Source organism: Serratia sp. KH_031, from assembly GCF_057839655.1.
Window position 1 is genome coordinate 3,161,070 of sequence record NZ_CM174496.1, and the last position, 22,483, is coordinate 3,183,552.

20 protein-coding genes and 1 pseudogene are annotated in these 22,483 nt (G+C 42.5%); 8 read left to right on the top strand and 13 right to left on the bottom strand.

The genetic code is table 11. The features are described 5' to 3' along the window. Nucleotide 1 precedes the first annotated feature (1 nt). Genes hisD through hisIE form a run of 7 tightly spaced genes read left to right on the top strand, consistent with a single transcriptional unit; the run spans nt 2 to nt 6,142 of the window. Nucleotides 2-1,309: a histidinol dehydrogenase gene (gene hisD, locus AC3ISQ_RS14305; RefSeq protein ID WP_489347509.1), complete on the top strand. Its 1,308-nt coding sequence runs from the start codon at nt 2-4 to the stop codon at nt 1,307-1,309. Next, nucleotides 1,306-2,382 carry a histidinol-phosphate transaminase gene (gene hisC, locus AC3ISQ_RS14310; protein ID WP_489347511.1) on the top strand — a complete coding sequence of 359 codons (1,077 nt, stop codon included), beginning with the start codon at nt 1,306-1,308 and terminating at the stop codon, nt 2,380-2,382. The genes hisD and hisC overlap by 4 nt, the downstream gene beginning before the upstream one ends. After that, nucleotides 2,379-3,446 (top strand): bifunctional histidinol-phosphatase/imidazoleglycerol-phosphate dehydratase HisB, encoded by a 1,068-nt coding sequence (gene hisB, locus AC3ISQ_RS14315; protein ID WP_489347513.1) that lies wholly within the window; start codon nt 2,379-2,381, stop codon nt 3,444-3,446. Before hisC ends, hisB begins: the two co-directional genes overlap by 4 nt. Beyond that, entirely contained in the window at nt 3,446-4,036 is a 591-nt protein-coding gene (gene hisH / locus AC3ISQ_RS14320) for an imidazole glycerol phosphate synthase subunit HisH (protein WP_489347515.1), read from the top strand. The genes hisB and hisH overlap by 1 nt, the downstream gene beginning before the upstream one ends. 5 nt (nt 4,037-4,041) lie before the next feature. Beyond that, the gene (hisA, locus tag AC3ISQ_RS14325) at nt 4,042-4,779 is read left to right on the top strand and encodes a 1-(5-phosphoribosyl)-5-[(5-phosphoribosylamino)methylideneamino]imidazole-4-carboxamide isomerase (protein ID WP_489347517.1); all 738 of its coding nucleotides are present in this window, start codon (nt 4,042-4,044) and stop codon (nt 4,777-4,779) included. Next, nucleotides 4,761-5,537, top strand: coding sequence for an imidazole glycerol phosphate synthase subunit HisF (gene hisF, locus AC3ISQ_RS14330; protein WP_489347518.1), 777 nt, complete (start codon nt 4,761-4,763; stop codon nt 5,535-5,537). Before hisA ends, hisF begins: the two co-directional genes overlap by 19 nt. Next, a complete protein-coding gene (gene hisIE, locus AC3ISQ_RS14335; RefSeq protein ID WP_489347520.1) occupies nt 5,531-6,142 on the top strand; it encodes a bifunctional phosphoribosyl-AMP cyclohydrolase/phosphoribosyl-ATP diphosphatase HisIE in 612 nt (203 codons plus the stop codon). Before hisF ends, hisIE begins: the two co-directional genes overlap by 7 nt. 87 nt (nt 6,143-6,229) lie before the next feature. Here the strand turns inward: hisIE and wzzB are convergent, their stop codons facing one another. From wzzB to AC3ISQ_RS14385, 10 genes are all read right to left on the bottom strand, one after another. Continuing rightward, nucleotides 6,230-7,210: an LPS O-antigen chain length determinant protein WzzB gene (gene wzzB / locus AC3ISQ_RS14340; RefSeq protein WP_489347522.1), complete on the bottom strand. Its 981-nt coding sequence runs from the start codon at nt 7,208-7,210 to the stop codon at nt 6,230-6,232. Nucleotides 7,211-7,444: 234 nt separating this feature from the next. Further along, on the bottom strand, nt 7,445-8,851 hold the full coding sequence (gndA, locus tag AC3ISQ_RS14345) for an NADP-dependent phosphogluconate dehydrogenase (protein ID WP_489347523.1): 1,407 nt from the start codon (nt 8,849-8,851) through the stop codon (nt 7,445-7,447). Nucleotides 8,852-8,990: 139 nt separating this feature from the next. After that, nucleotides 8,991-9,395: a WbuC family cupin fold metalloprotein gene (locus AC3ISQ_RS14350; protein WP_489347525.1), complete on the bottom strand. Its 405-nt coding sequence runs from the start codon at nt 9,393-9,395 to the stop codon at nt 8,991-8,993. 329 nt (nt 9,396-9,724) lie between these two features. Beyond that, nucleotides 9,725-10,867, bottom strand: a complete 1,143-nt coding sequence (locus AC3ISQ_RS14355; RefSeq protein ID WP_489347527.1) for a glycosyltransferase family 4 protein — start codon at nt 10,865-10,867, stop codon at nt 9,725-9,727. Between the two features lie 62 nt (nt 10,868-10,929). Continuing rightward, the gene (locus AC3ISQ_RS14360) at nt 10,930-12,039 is read right to left on the bottom strand and encodes a glycosyltransferase (protein ID WP_489347529.1); all 1,110 of its coding nucleotides are present in this window, start codon (nt 12,037-12,039) and stop codon (nt 10,930-10,932) included. Next, nucleotides 12,032-13,183 (bottom strand): non-hydrolyzing UDP-N-acetylglucosamine 2-epimerase, encoded by a 1,152-nt coding sequence (wecB, locus tag AC3ISQ_RS14365; RefSeq protein WP_489347530.1) that lies wholly within the window; start codon nt 13,181-13,183, stop codon nt 12,032-12,034. Before wecB ends, AC3ISQ_RS14360 begins: the two co-directional genes overlap by 8 nt. Continuing rightward, nucleotides 13,180-14,286: a UDP-2-acetamido-2,6-beta-L-arabino-hexul-4-ose reductase gene (wbjC, locus tag AC3ISQ_RS14370; RefSeq protein ID WP_489347532.1), complete on the bottom strand. Its 1,107-nt coding sequence runs from the start codon at nt 14,284-14,286 to the stop codon at nt 13,180-13,182. The genes wecB and wbjC overlap by 4 nt, the downstream gene beginning before the upstream one ends. 1 nt (nt 14,287) lies before the next feature. Next, nucleotides 14,288-15,334: a polysaccharide biosynthesis protein gene (locus AC3ISQ_RS14375; protein WP_489347534.1), complete on the bottom strand. Its 1,047-nt coding sequence runs from the start codon at nt 15,332-15,334 to the stop codon at nt 14,288-14,290. Between the two features lies 1 nt (nt 15,335). After that, entirely contained in the window at nt 15,336-16,166 is an 831-nt protein-coding gene (locus AC3ISQ_RS14380; RefSeq protein WP_489347536.1) for a glycosyltransferase family 2 protein, read from the bottom strand. Nucleotides 16,167-16,183: 17 nt separating this feature from the next. Next, nucleotides 16,184-17,275, bottom strand: a complete 1,092-nt coding sequence (locus AC3ISQ_RS14385) for an EpsG family protein (RefSeq protein ID WP_489347538.1) — start codon at nt 17,273-17,275, stop codon at nt 16,184-16,186. A gap of 332 nt (nt 17,276-17,607) precedes the next feature. Here AC3ISQ_RS14385 and AC3ISQ_RS14390 point away from each other — a divergent pair. Continuing rightward, nucleotides 17,608-18,630 (top strand): annotated as a pseudogene (locus AC3ISQ_RS14390) (IS630 family transposase). 236 nt (nt 18,631-18,866) lie between these two features. On the opposite strand, the gene AC3ISQ_RS14395 reads toward AC3ISQ_RS14390, so the two are convergent. The 3 genes from AC3ISQ_RS14395 to rffA are packed head-to-tail and all read right to left on the bottom strand — an operon-like array spanning nt 18,867 to nt 22,472. After that, nucleotides 18,867-19,778 carry a WavQ gene (locus AC3ISQ_RS14395; RefSeq protein WP_489347540.1) on the bottom strand — a complete coding sequence of 304 codons (912 nt, stop codon included), beginning with the start codon at nt 19,776-19,778 and terminating at the stop codon, nt 18,867-18,869. A 1-nt stretch (nt 19,779) separates the two neighbouring features. After that, nucleotides 19,780-21,282: an O10 family O-antigen flippase gene (locus tag AC3ISQ_RS14400; protein WP_489347542.1), complete on the bottom strand. Its 1,503-nt coding sequence runs from the start codon at nt 21,280-21,282 to the stop codon at nt 19,780-19,782. A 41-nt stretch (nt 21,283-21,323) separates the two neighbouring features. Beyond that, a complete protein-coding gene (gene rffA, locus AC3ISQ_RS14405) occupies nt 21,324-22,472 on the bottom strand; it encodes a dTDP-4-amino-4,6-dideoxygalactose transaminase (protein WP_489347544.1) in 1,149 nt (382 codons plus the stop codon). Nucleotides 22,473-22,483: the final 11 nt, after the last annotated feature.

Consider the following 22,483-nt stretch of genomic DNA (forward strand, 5'->3'; position numbering starts at 1 on the left):
CATGTCGAACTTCAATACCATCGTCAACTGGGTCGAATGCGACGCGCAACAACGCACAGCATTACTGATGCGCCCGGCGATCTCCGCCTCAGACAGCATTACCCGCACGGTGAGCGAGATCTTAGGCAACGTGAAAGCCAATGGCGATCAAGCGTTACGGGATTACAGCGCCAAATTTGATAAAACCTCCGTGGGTGCGCTGCGTGTCACTGCAGAGCAAATAGCACAAGCCAGCGCCCGTTTGGGGGATGAGATCAAACAGGCCATGGCGGTCGCGGTTAGTAACGTGGAAACTTTCCACAATGCGCAAAAATTACCACCGGTCGATGTAGAAACTCAGCCAGGCGTGCGTTGCCAACAGGTAACGCGCCCGATCGATTCAGTTGGTCTGTATATTCCCGGTGGCTCCGCCCCGCTGTTTTCTACCGTATTAATGTTGGCAACACCGGCACGTATCGCGGGTTGCCGTCGTGTAGTGTTGTGTTCACCACCACCAATTGCCGATGAAATCTTGTATGCCGCACAGTTGTGTGGTGTGCAGGAAGTGTTTCAGGTCGGCGGCGCACAGGCCATTGCCGCGCTGGCGTTTGGTACTGAGTCGGTACCACAAGTGGATAAAATCTTCGGACCGGGTAATGCCTTTGTGACCGAAGCCAAGCGCCAAGTCAGTCAATCTCAAGATGGCGCAGCCATCGACATGCCCGCCGGGCCTTCCGAAGTGCTGGTGATCGCCGACAGTGGTGCCACTCCAGCGTTCGTTGCTTCTGATTTGCTTTCTCAAGCCGAACACGGCCCAGATTCGCAGGTCATTTTGCTAACCCCAGATGCCGCGATGGCACAAGCGGTGGCTGAAGCCGTTGAACAACAGTTGGCCAAGTTACCGCGCGCAGAAACGGCGCGTCAGGCGCTAGCCAGTAGCCGTTTGATCGTCACTAAAGACTTAGCGGAATGCGTCGCTATCAGCAACCAATACGGCCCGGAGCACCTGATTATCCAGACCCGCAACGCCCGTGATTTGGTCGACAGCATTACCAGCGCCGGTTCAGTATTCCTCGGCGACTGGTCACCAGAATCCGCCGGTGACTATGCTTCAGGCACTAACCACGTACTACCGACTTACGGTTACACCGCCACTTGTTCTAGCTTAGGTTTGGCAGATTTCCAAAAGCGCATGACGGTACAAGAACTCACACCGCAGGGCTTTATGAACTTAGCCGCCACCATCGAAACGCTAGCCGCCGCTGAGCAGTTGATCGCCCACAAAAACGCCGTGACCTTACGCGTCGCCGCCTTGAAGGAGCAAGCATGAGCATCGAAAACTTAGCCCGTGACAATGTGCGTGCGCTGACCCCATACCAATCGGCGCGTCGTTTGGGCGGCAATGGCGACGTGTGGCTGAACGCCAACGAATATCCAACCGCCCCTGATTTTCAACTCACGGCGCAAACGTTCAACCGCTACCCGGAATGCCAACCAGCTTTGGTAATTGAACGCTACGCGGCCTACGCCGGAGTGAAAAAAGAGCAGGTGTTGGTCAGTCGTGGGGCAGATGAAGGTATCGAACTGTTGATCCGCGCCTTCTGCGAACCGGGTAAAGACGCAATTCTGTTCTGCCCACCGACTTACGGCATGTATACCGTCAGCGCCGAAACCTTTGGCGTTGAGCGTCGCGTCGTACCCGCCAAAAACGATTGGCAATTGGATCTGCCGGCGATTGCCGACAACCTGAATAACGTGAAACTGATTTACGTGTGCAGCCCCAATAACCCGACTGGCAATCTGATCAATCCGGACTCCCTGCGCACGCTGCTGGAAATGACCAAGGGTAAAGCGATTGTCGCCGTCGATGAGGCTTATATCGAGTTCTGCCCACAGGCCAGTGTTGCTAGTTGGCTGAGTGATTATCCGCACCTGACAATCCTACGAACCCTGTCGAAAGCCTTTGCGCTGGCGGGGCTGCGTTGCGGTTTCACAATCGGTAGCCCGGAGTTGATCACCCTGCTGCTGAAAGTGATTGCGCCTTATCCACTCTCCACACCGGTTGCCGACATCGCCGCACAGGCACTGAGTGATGACGGACTGCAAGTGATGCGTCAACGCGTCAGCGAAATTTCCAACACTCGCGGTTGGTTACAGCAACAGTTGCAAAACTGCGCCTGCGTTGAGCAAGTATTCACTAGCGAAACCAATTACCTGCTGGCGCGTTTTACCGATTCCAGTAAGGTATTTAAAGCGCTGTGGGATCAAGGCATTATTTTACGTGACCAAAATAAACAACCTGGGCTTGCCGGCTGCCTACGCATTACTATCGGCACCCGTGAAGAATGTCAGCGCGTCATCGACGCCCTGCTCGCCCTGTCTGGTGCCAAGGAGCCAAAATGAGCCAGAAATTTCTCTTTATTGACCGCGACGGTACGTTGATTGCTGAGCCACCTGAAGACTTTCAGGTCGATCGTTTGGATAAACTGGCGTTAGAGCCTGATGTGATCCCTTCCTTGCTAGCATTGCAGCAAGCGGGTTACGTGCTGGTGATGATCACCAATCAGGACGGCTTGGGTACCGAGAGTTTCCCGCAAGAAACCTTCGATCCACCGCATGAATTGATGATGCAGATCCTGAGCTCGCAAGGTATCGACTTCGAACAGATCCTAATTTGCCCACACAAACCGGAAGATAATTGCCAGTGCCGCAAACCAAAAACTGCCATGGTGAGACGCTATCTGGAGCCGGGCGTGATGAATATCGCCAACAGCTACGTGATTGGTGATCGTCAAACCGACGTGCAACTGGCGAACAACATGGGTATTCAGGGCTTGCTGTATAAGCGCGGCGAGTTGGGCTGGAAAGAGATCACCCGCCAACTGACCCAACGCGATCGCCACGCTCACGTTAACCGCGTCACCAAAGAGACGCAGATTGACGTTAACGTCTGGCTGGATCGCGAAGGCGGCAGCAAGATCAAAACCGGCGTCGGTTTCTTCGACCACATGTTGGATCAAATAGCCACTCACGGTGGCTTCCGCATGGATATTCAGGTCAATGGCGATCTGTATATCGACGATCACCACACCGTGGAAGACACTGCACTGGCGCTGGGTGAAGCCTTGAACAAAGCGCTGGGTGACAAACGTGGCATCGCGCGTTTCGGCTTTGTGTTGCCGATGGATGAATGTCTGGCACGTTGCGCGATGGATATCTCGGGTCGCCCGCACTTGGAATATAGGGCTGAGTTCAACTATCAGCGCGTGGGCGATTTGAGCACCGAGATGGTGGAACACTTCTTCCGCTCGCTGTCCTACACCATGGCTTGCACCTTGCATTTAAAAACCAAAGGCAAGAACGACCACCACCGCGTAGAAAGTCTATTCAAAGTATTTGGCCGCACGTTACGTCAGGCAATCCGCGTGGAAGGTAACACCCTCCCTAGCTCGAAAGGAGTGCTGTAATGAATGTGGTGATTCTGGATACCGGTTGCGCCAACCTTTCCTCTGTCACCTACGCGGTGCAGCGGCTGGGTTATCAACCGGATGTCAGCCGCGATCCTGAGATAGTCCTACGCGCCGATAAATTGTTTCTACCGGGTGTCGGTACCGCGCAAGCCGCAATGGATCAACTGAAAGAACGCGAACTTTTCGATCTAATCAAAGCCTGTACTCAGCCGGTGCTAGGTATTTGCCTCGGTATGCAATTGCTGGCGGCCAGCAGCGAAGAAAGCGGCGGTATCAAAACGCTGGGGATTATCGACACCCCGGTAAAACAGATGATTGACCGCGGTTTGCCGTTGCCGCATATGGGGTGGAATCAGGTCACTTCCCAAGCGGGAAATCATCTGTTCCGAGGCATTGAGGATGGTGCCTACTTCTATTTCGTTCATGGATATGCGATGCCGATATGCTCAAGCACTATCGCTCAAGCGAACTACGGCGAAGCCTTCACCGCCGCCGTGCAAAAAGACAACTTCTTCGGTGTGCAGTTCCACCCAGAGCGTTCTGGTGCAGCCGGAGCGCAACTGTTGAAAAACTTTCTGGAGATGTAGGCAGCATGATTATTCCCGCTTTGGATTTGATCGACGGTAACGTAGTGCGCCTGCATCAAGGTGATTACGGTCAGCAACGCGATTACGGCAACGATCCGCTGCTGCGTTTGCAAGACTACCAACAGCAAGGTGCACAAGTGCTGCACTTAGTGGATTTGACCGGGGCCAAAGATCCGGCTGCGCGCCAGATCCCACTGCTACGCAAACTGCTGGCTGGCGTGAACGTGCCAGTGCAAGTTGGTGGCGGTATTCGTACCGAGCAAGATGTCGCCGCGCTATTGGAAGCAGGTGCAAGCCGTGTGGTGATTGGCTCCACCGCCGTCAAACAACCAGAAATGGTTCAAGGTTGGTTCGAGCGCTATGGCGCTGAAGCGATGGTTTTAGCGTTGGACGTGCGTATCGACGCCACTGGCACCAAACGCGTAGCCATCAGCGGCTGGCAAGAGAACTCCGACGCCACGCTAGAGCAGATCGTCGAGCAGTTCCTGCCATTCGGTTTGAAACATGTACTGTGCACTGATATTTCCCGCGACGGCACTCTAGCCGGCTCTAACGTGGAACTGTATCACGAGGTTTGCCAACGTTTCCCACAGGTGGCTTTCCAAGCTTCTGGCGGCATTGGCGGTCTGAATGATATCGCGGCATTACGCGGCAGTGGCGTTGAAGGCGTGATCGTTGGGCGCGCTTTGTTAGAAGGTAAATTCAGCGTTGAGGAGGCGATCGCATGCTGGCAAAACGGATAATCCCTTGCTTGGACGTGAAAGACGGCCAAGTGGTAAAAGGCGTTCAGTTCCGCAACCACGAGATCATCGGCGACATCGTGCCACTCGCACAGCGCTACGCGCAAGAAGGCGCAGACGAACTGGTGTTTTACGATATCACCGCATCTAGTGACGGTCGCGTGGTGGATAAGAGCTGGGTATCGCGCGTAGCGGAGGTGATCGACATTCCCTTCTGTGTCGCTGGCGGCATCAAAAGTGCCGAAGATGCGAGCCAGATTCTGTCTTTCGGTGCTGATAAGATTTCCATCAACTCACCGGCACTGGCCGATCCCGAGTTGATTAGCCGTTTGGCCGATCGTTTTGGCGTGCAGTGCATCGTGGTCGGTATTGATACTTGGTTCGACAGCGAAAGCGGTAAATATCATGTCAACCAATATACCGGCGACGAAAGCCGCACTCGTGTGACTCAATGGGAAACGCTGGACTGGGTGAAAGAAGTGCAAAAACGTGGCGCGGGTGAAATCGTCTTGAACATGATGAATCAGGACGGGGTACGTAACGGTTACGATCTTGAGCAACTGCGCTTGGTGCGTGAAGTGTGCAAAGTCCCGCTGATCGCTTCCGGTGGTGCGGGCACGATGGATCACTTCCTGCAAGCTTTCCGCGATACCAGCGTAGACGGTGCATTGGCGGCCTCGGTGTTCCACAAACAAATCATTAATATCGGCGAACTGAAAAAGTTCTTGGCCGATAACGGCGTGGAGATTCGCGTGTGTTAACAGAACAACAGAGAGATCAACTGGACTGGGAAAAGACCGACAACTTGATGCCGGTTATCGTCCAGCACGCCGTTTCTGGTGAAGTGCTGATGTTGGGTTATATGAATCAGGAGGCGTTGGCGGTAACGGAACAGAGCAGCAAAGTGACGTTCTTCTCACGCACTAAACAGCGCTTGTGGACCAAGGGTGAAAGCTCAGGCCATTTCCTCAACGTAGTCAGCATAACGCCAGATTGCGATAACGATACGCTGTTGATCCTCGCAAACCCTATCGGCCCAACTTGCCACTTAGGCAATAGTAGTTGCTTCCACCCAGCTAACAGCGATTGGGCTTTCTTGTATCAACTAGAACAACTGCTGGCATCCCGTAAAACCGCTAGCCCAGATAGCTCCTATACCGCCAAACTGTATGCCAGCGGCACCAAACGTATCGCACAGAAAGTCGGTGAAGAAGGTGTGGAAACTGCGCTGGCTGCCACGGTAAATGATCGTGAAGAGCTGACTAACGAGGCTTCGGATCTAATCTATCACCTGATGGTGCTGTTGCAGGATCAAGATTTAGATTTAAGTGCGGTGATAGGGAATTTACGGAAAAGACATAAATAACTCTAAATAATTTCTGAACTAAATCTAACGCTTAATACGACAAAGCCACCCGACGGTGGCTTTGTTTTTTTAGGCTGGTGATGAATATCAAGCCTTGGTTCGGTAACTACGCAATGCGTTACGCCCAAGCACAACCCCCGCGCCAATCATCCCCCCCAGTAACACGCCCAAAATCAACGACAATGCACGTTTTGGGCCATCACGATGAACAGGGAGATCTGGCTTCATGACGTAGCGATAAGCATGAATATTCACCCGTTCGATCTTTAACTTTTCAAGATCCAACAGATTTTGCAACATCTGATAATAAGCATCAGAAAAAGCCAACGGACGGGACTCCTCATGCTTGATCATCGAGGTTAATGCTTCCTCTCCGAGTAAGAACAAGGTGTCTTGCGTTATACTTTGGGCCTGCAGTACCTGCGGTGATTTAATATTCGAATCTTGAGCGATTTTCAGCGCCTGAGTAATTTGCTGAATCTGCAGATTTTTTTGCTCTTGGGCTACATTTTCCTGCGTTGCTAATGACTCTTTCAGATCGGTAACCTTCGACTTAATATTAACGTCTAAATCAACATACAGTTCGTTGGCGATTTTCTCGTCAACCTTTTGAATATACTTTGCGAGGTTTTTTTGCGCGTTAGCGGCTGAATCAGCCTGATAAGTGATTTTCAGAGGCAAGCTTTGCCCTTTAACAGCCACATCAATGGTTAATTTTTCAGGTTCTACCTGATTCTCTAACGTTTCAGATAATGCGGAAAATGCCGAGCTAAAGCGCCCAATAACGCTTTGTTGTACATCGGCAATATTCGTCGTTCCGCCATTCATCGCGCCCAACGCACTTATGTACCCAGAAATCTGCCCTGCATCTGGCATGGTGATGACAGCGGTAGATGTCCATTTCTCTTTAGAGACGGACAGATAAGCACTGGTGATGGCAATAGCAACGGCGACAAATGCTGCGATAATCCACTTTCCGCTCCATAACTGCAAAAAAATATCAATTAAATCAATTTGTTCATGGTCTTGGCTGTGCCCTGAGACCAAATTATTGTTGTTCTGCGTCATAGCAACCTTCATGTAATAAGCACAATAAAAACTACAGCGATGCAACTTTATCCATAATAGACATTTTCCCTATAGGATTCAGATGAATTATTCGTTTTTTTAATGATTATTCACATAAAGTGGTCATTTAATAAACAAGTAAGCAAAATCTGAAATTCATAGCGAGTATAAATAAAAAAACCCGGTATCAAAGGAAATGAACCGGGTTTTTTACATTTATTTGCTTAAATCAGACTAATCCAACCATTCCGTGTGGAATATCCCCTCTTTATCAGTGCGCTTATAGGTATGCGCACCGAAATAATCACGTTGGGCCTGGATCAAGTTTGCTGGCAGAACTGCCGCACGGTAGCTGTCGTAGTAGGTCACGGCTGCAGAGAAGGTCGGAACCGGAATACCATTTTGCACAGCATAAGCAACCACATCACGCAGCGCCTGCTGGTACTCATCGGCAATATTCTTGAAGTACGGTGCCAGCAACAGGTTAGCGATACCGGTATTTTCAGCATAAGCATCGGTAATTTTCTGTAGGAATTGGGCGCGGATGATACAGCCTGCGCGGAAAATTTTCGCGATTTCACCGTAGTTCAGATCCCAGCTATGTTCATCAGATGCCGCACGCAACTGAGAGAAGCCCTGTGCATAGGAGACGATTTTACCGAGGTACAGTGCACGACGAACTTTCTCAATAAACTCAGTCTTATCACCAGCCGGTTTGGCTTGCGGACCAGTCAGCACTTTAGAAGCAGCCACACGTTGATCTTTCAAAGAGGAGATATAGCGAGCAAATACGGACTCGGTGATCAGAGACAATGGCTCACCCAGATCCAAAGCACTCTGGCTAGTCCACTTCCCGGTACCCTTGTTGGCTGCTTCGTCCAAGATCACATCGACCAGATAGTTACCCTCTTCATCTTTCTTAGTGAAGATGTCTTTGGTAATGTCGATCAGGTAGCTGTTCAGCTCGCCTTTGTTCCACTCGGTAAAGGTCTGTGCTAACTCTTGGTTGGAAAGATTCAGACCACCTTTCAGCAGTGAATAAGCTTCTGCGATCAGTTGCATGTCACCGTATTCGATACCGTTATGTACCATTTTCACATAATGGCCAGCGCCATCTGCACCGATGTAGGTGACACACGGCTCACCATCTTCAGCAACCGCAGCGATTTGTTTCAGGATTGGCGCAACCAACTCGTAAGCTTCTTTCTGACCACCTGGCATGATGGATGGCCCTTTCAAAGCCCCCTCTTCACCACCAGAAACGCCGGTACCGATAAAGTTAAAACCATCAGCAGACAGTTCACGGTTACGGCGAATGGTGTCTTGGAAGAAAGTGTTACCACCATCAATAATGATGTCGCCTTTATCCAGATACGGCTTCAGGGAATCTATAGCACTATCGGTGCCAGCACCCGCTTTCACCATTAACAGGATGCGACGAGGCGTTTCAAGGGATTCAACAAACTCCTTCACCGTATAGTGAGGCACCAGCTTCTTACCTGGATTCTCAGCTATCACTTCTTCGGTTTTTTCGCGAGAGCGGTTGAAAACGGAGACGGTATAACCCCGGCTTTCGATGTTGAGCGCCAGGTTGCGCCCCATCACTGCCATACCGACAACGCCGATCTGTTGCTTGGACATTACATACTCCTGTCTGGTGTGGTCACCGCGCGACGAATGCACGGCTTGAATGTGGCTTAGATGTTAACTCAGGATGGGGCAAGGCGGATAGCATTTGCTGCTATTGGTAGTAACTATCTATGAACTATGGAGTAAATCATTACCATTGGGGAAAGGCTTTAGCGTAGTTAGCATCAAAAGGCCCTTCTTTAATCTCGATCATAACCGCCCGCTCAGACAAACATTCTACACTATGGATATCACCTGATGAAAATTCTACTAGAGATACCTCATGCTGAGGTCCAGCCTCAAATGAGTGTTTAATTGCCCCATCAGTATTATATATCGTCACCCGAATACTCCCCATGGTGACAATGAACATCTCCCACTGGTGAGGTAACTCATGAAAATGTGGTTCAACATAGCTCCCACGAACCATTGCGATAATCAGTCTTTGAACTTTATCTCCATGATTTTCATGCATAAGATAATGCGAACGTTTACGTTCAGAAGCTGCAGCCTGTTCAAAAAGTTGTTGCATTATTTGTTGGTCTATTAAACGCATTTTTACCTCTAGTCGAATTTCAATCAACTATGCTGCTGAGTTGACTGAACGTTGGTCTTTTAGTAATCAGCAAGATGTTTGCTATAATGACAAACATAAGTTTATATCAAAATATAATTCCCTTGCTTTAACAGAAACAGGATTTATAGATATTATGAATTACTACTACACGATATTCTTACATGTAGTACAGGAATAATTTTACGCTATATCCTAATGACTGAGTCCCTTAAAAATAATCAGACTATATCTGAGGGATAAAAATGACCTAGCAAAAACGTAGCGACATTAACCATATTTATTTAACACTGGATGCCCTGGATATATAATTATAAATTAACATGCAAACGATTATAGATATCCATGTGTTTATTAACTACAGAGTTAATATCAAACTCCATTTCGGCAAAATGTCTTGCTGACTCGCCCATCTGCCGTCTAAGTTCAGGTTGCTCAACCAAGCGTACTATTGCATTAGCAAGAGCATTTGAATCTTTAATTGGTACACAGAGCCCAGTTTTCTCATCAATAATTGCATCCCGGCAACCTGGGTTATCTGTAGTTACAATTGCTCTTCCGCATGCTGCTGCCTCTATAAGAACTTTAGGAACCCCTTCGCCATAAAAAGATGGCAAACACACAATATTGGAGTTGGCAAATATGTCAGCAATATCAGTCCTATGCCCCAAATAACTCACAATGCCATCATTAACCCAGTTCTCGATCTCCGCACTCGTTACCGTACTGGGGTTATCCGGATCAGGTGAGCCTACAAGTAAAAACTCAACATGAGAATATTTTTGCTTAACAAGTTTTGCAGCTTCAATATACTGATAGACCCCTTTCTCTCGCAATAACCTACACGCCATCACAACTTTAATATCAGCAGTACTAGGTTCAGGTTTAAAATCATAGACATTGAGATCTGCACCAGAGCCTTTTATCAAAAATTTTTCATCTGCTTTTAAACATGAGATATTAGTAAGTATTACCTCATCAGAAGTATTTTGAAATATAACAATTTTATTTTTACCAGAGAGAGCAAGTTTATAGAGAATTGAAACAATAAGCCTAGTTAAATTTGCACGAAAAGTAGTAGCTGCAAATACATAACCCAACCCTGAAATAGCAGCGACCATGGAATGCTTTATCGAGACGGTTTTTCGCATCAATCCAGAATACAAAACTGGTTTTATAGTTACAGCATGTATAATTGTAGGATGGACATTTTTAATCACTTTCCTTATGCATATAAGAGTTTTTATTTCAGATAGTAATCCAAGTCCACTCCGACTAAATGGGATTTCGTAAGTTTCGAATCCCATTGATTCAAGTTTATCTCTATGGGATGTAAAATGACATGCAACTACAACGGTATAGCCTTCTTCAAGTGCTTTAACTGCTATAGGTAAGCGATGCGAAACAAAAAACCAATCTACATTAACAATAAATAACAATCGTCTTCGTGACATCAAAAGCCACTCCATATTATAATACGCTGAAAATTTGGAATAAATTTATAGCAAGATAAAAGTTAAAGTTTTGATAAAAATGATGAGATAGGTTTAGAGTAATTCCTACAATCAAACTTATCTACAGCCATAGCGTGAGCAGAATTAGACAAATCTATATAATTAGTTTTTTTCAATGAGTCTGCAATCGACTTTAATTTTATTACTAAATCTTTCTTATTTATACCATGAAAAATATAACCATTCCTACCATCGGTTATAAAATCAATTAAATCACCGGTATCATTAGTAATCACTGGTGTTCCACAAGACATACTTTCAACTACTTTAGTAGAGAATCCAGCTTTAGAGACTTTATTATATGGCCGTAGCAATATAGAGAAATGAGAGTCTGAAACTAATTGGAGAGACTTAGCATGACTAATTAAACCATGGTATCGAATATTCTCGACATCAACACCAGAAACACCTGCCACATCAAGTTCATATAAATAACTCAATTCACTAACAGCTGAAATAATTGTATTTAAGTAATCTTTATGGCCTGGGCTCCCACTATATACTAATCTAATCCTTCCATTTAAATAGCATTCTTTTTTCTTTGGCACATTAGAGGTTAACAATGTTGGAGGGATGTTTACTGTTTCGCAATCTTTTGCATAAAAATCATCCAGAAAACGACTTATGCAAATCAAACCATCACATTTAGGTATAAGAACCCTCATGGCCAATTCGATATTCCAGTAATAAGGTTTATAAAAGTATTCGAAGAATGACTTTGGCTGGTACCACTCCACACAATCAAATATTAACTTTATGTTATGCTTTTTACAAAACAACAATAGTTTAATTAAATATGGTGAGTAGCCGCTATATAAAAATATATATTTTGGAAGATGCTCTTGACTTACAATAAAATCGATTGTTTTTTGCCCAATTAAAAGATATTTTTTCATTTTTTTAATTATATTATCTTTACTAGTAGGCCGTTCACCTACACTGATAACATCAATTTCATCATAAACACGCTTTTCTATCGCTGTATCACCATCAATAACCTTCACATCATAGCCAAGCTCTCTAAGGGAGTTTATATTACCATATATTCTCCTTGCTGCAGCGCCTCCATTAGGAAAACTAAAAGGACCCACATAATAAATTAGATCACTCATATTGCCTCCAAACAATACGCATAATGTAATCGGTATAAGAATGAATTATTCTAACCATTTTTTCAGATACATTAGGCATACTGTAATCATAAACAGGCCGTAGTAATCGCTCATCACCGCTTGGCTGACTTTCTAAAATTTGTAACGCTTGAAATACTCGCTCAACCGATAAACCAACCATCATCACAGATGCTTCTTCGAATGCCTCTGGACGTTCGTGTGCTTCACGAATGTTGAGCGCAGGAAAATTCATGATTGATGATTCTTCGCTAATAGTCCCACTGTCAGACAATACTGCTTTGGCTGATTTCTGCAGTTTGTTATAATCGTGAAATCCCAGAGGTTTTAAAAGTTGAACTAATGAATGAAAAACTATCCCCTGTTCTTCAAGTCGCTTACGTGTACGAGGATGTGTGGAAACAATAACCGGAAGAGCATATTTCTCAGCCAGCCCATTTAATATAGTCGCTAATTTATGCAGATTCTTTGGAGAGTCCACATTCTCTTCTCGATGGGCACTGATTACAAAAAATTCACGCTCATTCAGTTTTAACCGAGACAACACATCAGATGCCTCTATTTTCGGCATATAATAATGTAAAACTTCATACATAGGGCTGCCAGTTTTAATAATTCTATCTGCAGGTATACCTTCAGCAAGCAAATAATCGCGAGCAATTGTACTATAGGTCAGGTTAATATCAGCGGTATGATCCACAATTTTACGATTAATTTCTTCGGGCACACGCATATCAAAACAGCGATTTCCTGCCTCCATATGGAAGGTAGGAATTTTACGACGCTTGCCCGGAATAACAGCCATGCAACTGTTAGTATCCCCCAAAACTAGCATGGCATCTGGGTTAACCTCAGCCAGCACTTCATCAACACCAATAATCACCTTGCCGATGGTTTCAGCTCCCGTAGCCCCTGCAGCCGCTAAGAAATAATCTGGTTTGCGTACACCTAGATCATCGAAAAAAACCTGATTCAATTCGAAATCATAATTTTGCCCAGTGTGAACAATAATATGCTCACAATATTTATCAAGTGCGGCTATCACTCGTGATAAACGGATAATCTCCGGACGGGTACCAACAACAGTCATCACTTTCATTTTCTTACTTACATTCAATTCAGTCATACTAATGGACTCGCTATGGTATCTGGTTTGTTGCGATCAAAAACTTCATTGGCCCAGAGCATCACAATTAACTCTTCTTCACCGACATTGGTAATATCATGGCTCCAGCCAGGTACTGTTTCGATAATTTTATACTCACTGGCATCAGAAATAATTTCGTACTGTTCCCCAGTGACTATATGTTTAAATCGATAACAAGCCTTCCCTTTGATCACCAAAAATTTCTCGGTTTTCGTATGGTGATAATGCCCTCCTCGAGTCACGCCGGGATGTGCAGTAAAAAATGAAAATTGCCCTGCCGATGGAGTTTTCAACATTTCAACGAAGGTACCACGTGGATCCGTATGCCCTGGCACACTGTACGAAAAATCCGCTGGAGAAAAATAACTTAAATAAGTGGAATACAGTGCTCTAATCAGGCCAGTACCAACATCCTCTGTTATCAAGTTCACACGGCTTTGTTCGAATTTTTGCAGCAGTTTAGCGACAGCTCCAACGGTCGTGTTATATACTGGTTCAACCTTTTTATAACCGCCAACTTCATTTGAACCAAGTAGATCAATCAAACTGGCACAAACATCATCAATATAAACTAGAGATAACGGTGCGTTAGTATCGTGAATAGTAATCGGCAAACCTTTCACCGTATTATGACAGAAGGTCGCTACTGCTGAGTTATAATTCGGCTTGCACCATTTTCCAAATACATTAGGCAAACGATATACATAGGCCGGAATCCCGGTTTGCTGCATATAAGTAAATACTAACTGCTCTGCAGCCGCTTTACTTTTGCCATAAGCATTATCATATTCAGCCTGGATAGATGAGGTTAATACCAATGGGATACTTCTGCCTGTTGCGATCAACGCATTGATTAATACTCTAGTCAGATCGGTATTGCCGTGGGTAAACTCTTGCTCGTCTTTTGGCCTATTCACTCCTGCAAGGTGAAATACAAAATCCGTCTGATTAACCATACTCTCTAATTCAATATGGTCATGCTCATGTTTAAAGCAGATAATGTTTGTATAACCTTTTTCTTCTAAAAAAACACGTAAGTTCTTACCAATAAAGCCATCGGCACCCGTGATTAAAATATTCATATCACGCATCCAACTCGTAATCATTCCCCGCCACCATGGCTCGAATAACACCAAGTTTTAACAGCAGTTTTTTCATCCCTGCAACATCTAATCGCTCAGTGTTATGCGAATTATAATCATCGAATGTATCGATTTTTTTGTCACCTTCCTCAAAAAACTTTCCATAATTGAGATCACGATTATCTGGTGGTATACGATAATAGTCCCCCATGTCGATAGCACAGGCCATTTCCTCACGGCTTAATAACGCTTCGAACAGTTTTTCGCCATGCCGGGTACCAATAATATTCACTACGTGTTCAGGTTTATGCAAAAGATCAAGTAGAGCCTGAGCCAACACATCAATGGTAGCCGCTGGGGCTTTTTGAACAAAAATATCACCATTATCGCCATGTTCGAAGGCATAAAGAACTAAATCAACCGCATCTTCCAGCGTCATCATAAAACGTGTCATGTTTGGATCAGTAATGGTGATAGGTTTATTAGCTTTTACTAAATCAATAAACAGAGGGATCACCGAACCACGGGAAGCCATTACATTTCCATAGCGAGTACCACAGATAACTGTCTTTGTGCTTTCCAAGTTACGTGCTTTTGCCACCATAACCTTTTCCATCATTGCCTTCGAAATGCCCATTGCATTGATCGGATATACAGCCTTATCCGTACTCAAGCAAACCACACGAGAGACACCATTCGTGATTGCAGCTTCTAAAACATTGTCAGTTCCTTGAACGTTAGTTTTTACTGCTTCCATTGGATAAAATTCGCAGGATGGAACTTGCTTCAAAGCTGCGGCATGATAAATAAAATCCACCCCCCTGGTAGCATTGAGAATGCTGCTGTAATCGCGGACATCCCCAATATAAAACTTAAGCTTAGGATGATTATATTTTTTTCTCATATCATCTTGTTTTTTCTCATCACGACTGAATATTCTAACCTCAGCAATATCTGTAGCGAGAAAACGTCTTAAAACTGCGTTTCCAAAAGAACCGGTGCCACCTGTAATTAGCAGAGTTTTTCCTTTAAATACGTTCCCCAACATTTTATAAATATCCTCGATAAATTTTGTACGATTTTCTTACTATCTCATATCTTTCGCGCGTAAGCATTTTTTTAACTGTTGCACTTTCAAAATGCTCAACAACCAAGCTTGGCTCATATCGGGTCACACCGTTAACAGATGAAACTTGATTGGACAATAGTGCCTCCTCACCCCACATGAATACTCTGGCGTCTAACTCATTATAATGCTCGAAAAAATTATTCGTCAAATAATAGCAAGCGCCAATCCCACGAGAAATATTCATTGGGTATTCAACGTAATTAGACTTTATTCTAACTTCTTTCCTAGTGAGGCGTAATTTACGTAGGCATTGTGCTACAACGCGCATTACTCTCGACACATAAAAATTCGAATAAAACATATCTTCCTGGAGCAAGCCCAGACGACTTATTTTTTTAGTAGCCAATGGGTTTTGATGTACGCCATCAATAGTGACTACATCTGGGCAAACCACCATCACGTCACTTTCAAGCTGTAAAGTATTTAAATTCTGAACAAAGTCATCACGATATTTTAAATCATTATTGCCAATAATAATAACATCACCCCCTGATTCTCTTGCATACTTTATCCCATAGTTCATGCCAGGGAAATACCCTAGGTTCTGTTCTAATTCAATAAGCTTAACTTCCACCCTCTCTGAGTTAATATTTCGCAACAGAGTTTTATCATCAGCCATTGAATTATTATCAACAATAACCAAGCGCATTCGACTGTTAGGTGGCAGAGTCATTAACTCTAAACTTTCACAGAGTGAGCGACAAAAGCCTGCCCCATTATAATTAACGCATATAAAATTATATCTTTTCATTAAAATACAAGCCTACATTAATATTCCAAACTAAAAAAATCGAACATATGATTATTATCAAGGATGGGATAAATTGTTATATCTAGGATGGAATGAAAATACCAATACGAAAGCGGCAGTAACATTATCACAGAGAATACCGTGTACAACAAAAACTTCTTACTTGACAACAATGATATATAGCACGTGAGCAAAATGTAATTAGGTATATATAAGACTCGAAAAACCCTTTCGAAATTCCCATTGATCATGTAGAGCGGGAACAATATCATCAAGTATACGTTAGCATACATTACCACATCTAAATAACTAGTTGATTTCCCAGCACTATCTATTTTTTTCTTCATAAAAAAAATAGAACATAAAATAGCCAATTGAATAATTATCTGAGCAATAAATCCATATCCTGGCGGTTTATCCAAATATGATTTCACCCTTAGCATTAATGCATCTTGATGCAGTAATGCATAGTATAAATTAAATTTGATGGCTATAAATAAAAGTATACAGACAAACAGTGATATATAAAAAGCATGCTTCAGATTAAAACGACATATTAAAATCAGAGGTATAAAGAATAAAGCAATATAATGAATGGTACTTGCTAAAAATAAAAACAACAAACCATATAAAACACTTCCTTTCTTAGAGAAGAAGCGAAAAGAGAATATAACAATCGCCATTGCAAGAAAGTGTTTTATCTGTACCACATCCAAAAAGAAAGGATATAAGATATAAAGAAGGTATACATGCGTCGAATTTTTTGCGTTTTGTCTTATCACGGAGTGGATGAGAAAAATGCCAATGAGATATATAACAAATAATGTCTCTTGATAACTAAAATTCAAAAAAACAAGAGATTTATATAAATACACAAGCCCAATCTGACTCGTAATAAAACCATCATAGCCACTTGATATATCATCGTACAACAATACGTAATTTTCATAATCAGCATTATTATATCCAAAACAAAATATAGTGCCAAGAAATAAAATCACAAATATATCGAAAAGCTTTAAAACTAAAATATTATATGAGTTTGTTCTTTCAATTAAAGAATTAAAAAACAGTAGACTAAAAAATAAAGCCATTGCGAAATATATCATATCCAGACAATTCCAACCATTATGAATCAATAACCACAATATGTGGCGTCTATACCCGTGATCATTGAAGATGCTTGAAGCAATGCCAAAAACTCCCGGCAAGTTTCATCAGCCTACAGTCCAAAGCAGAAACCGGTCCCTCAATTTCAGTTTTACACGCATACAAGAGTCAGTGCTACCAACAGGGTTCCATTGTTCGTAGATTAGCATGAGCTACTGGCGAAACGTCTAAATAGCTGCGCGGAATAGTAGATCACGTTGAGGGAACTCAGCCCGGATTGTACGATCTGATCAATCGCCAAAAAGAAACAAGTCACCAACCGGACTGAGCAATGCCGATCATAGCACCCATTCCCTGTGACGAACGACGCCTGATGCAGAAAACTATCCATCAAACGCGTGATAAAAACCATGCCTGCAGACTGACCGCCATGCTGATGTTGCACCGGGGAGACCGTGTCAGCGATGTCGCGAGAACGCTCTGCTGTGCCCGTTCATCCGTCGGACGCTGGTTTACGTTGTCGGGTGTCGAAGGCCTGAAATCCTTACCCGCAGGACGCTCCCGTCGCTGGCCTTTTGAGCACATCTGTACTTTATTACGGGAACTGATAAAGCACTCCCCCGCTAATTTTGGCTATCAGCGTTCACGCTGGAGTACCGAGTTTCTTGCAATAAAAAAATCAATGGGATAACCGGATGCCGGTTACATGCCGGTACCGTCCGTCGCTGGCTGCCGTCAGCGGGACTTGTGTGGTGCAGAGTCGCGCCTACATTGCGCATCCGCGCCCCTCAAAAAGATGAAAAGGTGGCGGCAATCCGCAAAGCGCTGGACAAATGCAACGCAGAGCATCCGGTATTTTATGAAGATGAAGTGGATATCCATCTTAATCCAAAAATCGGCGCAGACTGGCAGTTGCGTAGTCAACAAAAGCGTATTGTTACGCCAGAAAATATTACCTGGCCGGGGCACTGCATAGCGGAACGGGCAAAGTCAGTTACGTTGGCGGCAACAGCAAGAGTTCATCTCTATTTATCAATCTGTTAAGTCATCTGAAGGCAACATATCGACGAGCGAAAACAATAACGCTTATCGTGGATAACTACATCATCCACAAAAGCCGTGAAACCCAGAGCTGGCTGAAAGGAAACCCGAAGTTCAGGGTGATTTATCAGCCGGTCTACTCGCCGTGGGTGAATCACGTAGGGCGTCTGTGGCAGGCTCTGTACGATACAATAACCCGGAATCATCAATGCCGTTCGATGTGGCAGCTACTGAAAAAGGTTCACTATTTTATGAAAACCGCAGTCCATTCCCGGGCGGTAAACATGGCCTGGTGAAAGTGGGGCGGTATTAGGCGCAGCTATTTAGTCTGATAGATTGGAATATATGTATCAACACTCATGACAGTGGAAACAGCTTTGGCCTTTGGACTCCAACTATGGCGATAGGTCAGAGCAGAATCACAACGTGAACAATGTTTGCAGTGTGCGAGCCCCAAGACTCTGAATTATACGTCAGATTCAACTAATGAAAAGCATATCCATTTTGGTGATGAAAAATAATATTAAGCTACATTTATAATAAATAAATTCAATCGGATAAATGGAAGAATTTTTTTATTTCATTCAAACACATCAATACTTTACGCTCCGTATTTGCATGCTCCTGGGTAACATGTTCCAATACTTTATCTTTTGTGTTAGACGCCCAACTTACTTGCTCACTACTTAACCCATATGCAATGCCATAACGATCATTTTCATTGGGATACCAATCATCAATACTTTTACCTTCTTGAGGAATTACAACAGATATACAGCCAGATAAAGCAGCAAATATAGAATATGCAGTGTAATCATCGTAACAAATAAAACGCCGAGTGCGCTTGAAAATATACGAGATCTCTTTATGTGATTTCCCATCAAGTAATATAGATGATTCATCATGCACAAACTTTTTGTACCCTCCTTTTCGAACCATATAGCAAGTTTCTATATTTCTATCACAATCCTCTTTAGAATTATATAATTCTATTGGATAATAAATCACTTTTAATTCATTTTTTGATAGAGTCGAACCCTCATAGTGAAAATCATCTATTGCAGAGTTAAACTTAAAATATAGTTCCCCTTGGCCATATTGGATATTATTTGTGTGAAATCCTGGTTGATGAAGTAACCAGCGAACAACATTTTTAATTTTAAGAGGATTACCATTTGCGATTTCTGGGTAAATAACAATGCCATCTTGAGGGAAGTGAGAGCTTTTCCAAATAGGAGTATTCCAGTCATTATTTACTTTATATCGCCATCGTCCGATCAAATTCCATTGAGCAAACAACCTTAATTTTTTGATTAATCCGATATGACTTGTATGCGAAGGTGCTTTAACAATAAAAGATGAGTTACCATCAATGCTATTGATTAAATGACATAATCGATGTAATACTATAACCCCACCGCTATTCTCATTGTAGCTAGGAGTATAAATAAAAACCTTCATATTAATCCCTCAATTTTATTTTCAATCGTTTAAATGTAAACATCAAATAAATTGCATTAAGAACCACACCAACGCCTCCTATAGAAGCGATAGATAAGAATAACAACAATCGATTATTATAATTTAAAACCAAATAGCTCGCGCCGTACATATATACATATGAGATAACTGTCAGTGGCAATAGTATGTGACTTAATATTTTATAACCACTTTCAAAAGTAAAAACCAGATTAAAGCCAGTCCATATAAAGAAAAGCACTCCGGAGTTAATTGCATAATACATTGATGCTCCCCCACCAAGATAATGTTTAGCTATATATATACTAGTGGGAATGACAACAATGCTGTAAAAAAAATACACCAATGTATGTGCCTTTAATTTTCCAAGACTATATCTTAAAAGAAATGTAAACGATGATAGCACATTAAAAACACCACCTAAAAATAACCAAGGAAGATATGTACCAGCCCCATGTGATAATTTATCATTTCCACTCCATGCAAATAATAGTTCATTACCAAAGAAGAACATAAAAATTGACAATGGTATTATTAGTGTACTAACGTAAGATATAGCCAAGGTGAATACTTTTACGTACTCACATTTGTCATTGATATGAATTAGTTTGGTTAATTTAGGCAATAGTACTTGAGTTATAGGATCACTTATAATGCTCAGTAATGCAATGACTGATAGCGCCACACTATATTGAGCATATTCACTCAGGGGCATATATTTTGTTAATGCTAACTTATCTATTTGATTAACGATAACCCATAGAATGGATAAAGTTGAAAGTTGAAGAGAGAAAAAGATTAATTGCTGCAACTTCAAGGTATCATGTTTTGATTTTAAATCCGGAAGTTTTCTTAAAATATCAAACTTGGTTCTTCGTCCATAAAAAACCATTAACCCAGTCGAAACTATTGAGGAAAAAAACTGTATAAGAAAATAAAACAACACACCTTGTTTTAAATAGACTATTAAAAACAAGGTTAATGGCTGAGATAATGTAACGTAAATGATATTTATTGATGTTAACGTAATTTGCTTTTCATCAGAAAGTAAAATACTCCTATACGGCCCCTGCATATAGCGAATGGAAAATACACAGAACATTAAAACCAAGCAATATTTTAACGTTTCATCAGGAAGGCTTGTATTCAACCAACTATTACCATATAGCCATCCTCCAACACCGCCAAGAAGAAGAGTGATACCTCCAACCATTAAAAATAGAAAAATTATTTTATTAAATAACTCCAAAAATTGTTTATAGCTATCTTTACTCTCTCGAGAAATTATTGACTGTCGAGTTAATACACCACCAATTCCCGCATCCAAAATGTTCAAGCATACCAACAAAACATTAAAAAAGCCAATTAACCCATAAGATTCATAGCCAAGTGCATGTATAATTGAAGGTATAAGTAATATACTTATTAGTACAGCATATATCCTTCCTGCGTAAATATAACCTATTATTCTTAGTTGTGATTTCATTGTTCCAATATAATAATAAAGTTAAATGCGGGATCAAGCCATTATAAATAAAATGGCATGCTTGATTTTTTATAGAACGAAATTATCTCATTGCAAATATAATCAACCTGCTCAAGCTCAAGCTCGTAAAAAATAGGCAACCTCAATAGAGAATTTGTGAAATAATCACTATTCTGAAGTTCTCGACTATCGCCATTTTTTTTATAATACTCGCTCTTATGCAGCGAAAGATAATGAAACGTCGAATGTATACCCTTCTCTTTTAAACTGGATATAAGCTCCGTTCTTGTATCGAGATCTGAACAGGTAATATAGAACATATGCGCATTATTTGTTGCATATTCCGGAATATTAGGGAGGGTAATGCATTTGTCATTTTGCAGCCCCATTAGTCTTTCATAATATCGATACCATATACTCAGTCTTTTACTTTGTATATCAATCATATTCTCAAGTTGCGCGTATAAATATGCAGCTATTATATCAGATGGTAAGAATGAAGAGCCGACATCAACCCAACCATATTTATTGACTTCCCCACGGAAAAATGATGTTCTATTGGTACCTTTTTCTCTAATAATCTCTGCTCTAGCTATATATTTTTCGTCATTGATAACTAATGCACCACCCTCTCCAGAGATAATATTCTTTGTTTCGTGAAAAGAGAATGTACCAAAGGTTCCAATACTTCCAAGTGGTCTCCCTTTATAATATGCATCAATAGCTTGAGCTGCATCCTCGACAACAGGAACATTATAGTTCCTAGATATTTCCATTATTTTATCCATGTCACATGCAACACCAGCATAATGGACGACTATAATAGCCTTAGTTTTATCATTTATTAGTTCAACAATTTTATCTGCATTAATATTTGGATTATCGCTATAACTGTCAACAAATCTAATGGTGGCACCACGCAATACAAAAGCATTAACTGAGGATACGAAAGTATAAGATGGTGCAATGACCTCATCCCCTGCTTTTATATTTAATAAAATAGCAGCCATTTCAAGCGCATCAGTACATGATGTAGTAAGGAAAGTTTTTTTAAATTTATATTTAGCTTCCAAGTAGTCATGGCATTTTTTGGTGAACATGCCATCACCAGATAATTTCCCACTAATAGCAGCCTGTGCTATAAACTCAAGTTCTTTTCCCTGTAAATAAGGTTTATTAAATGGTATCATTTCTTTTACTC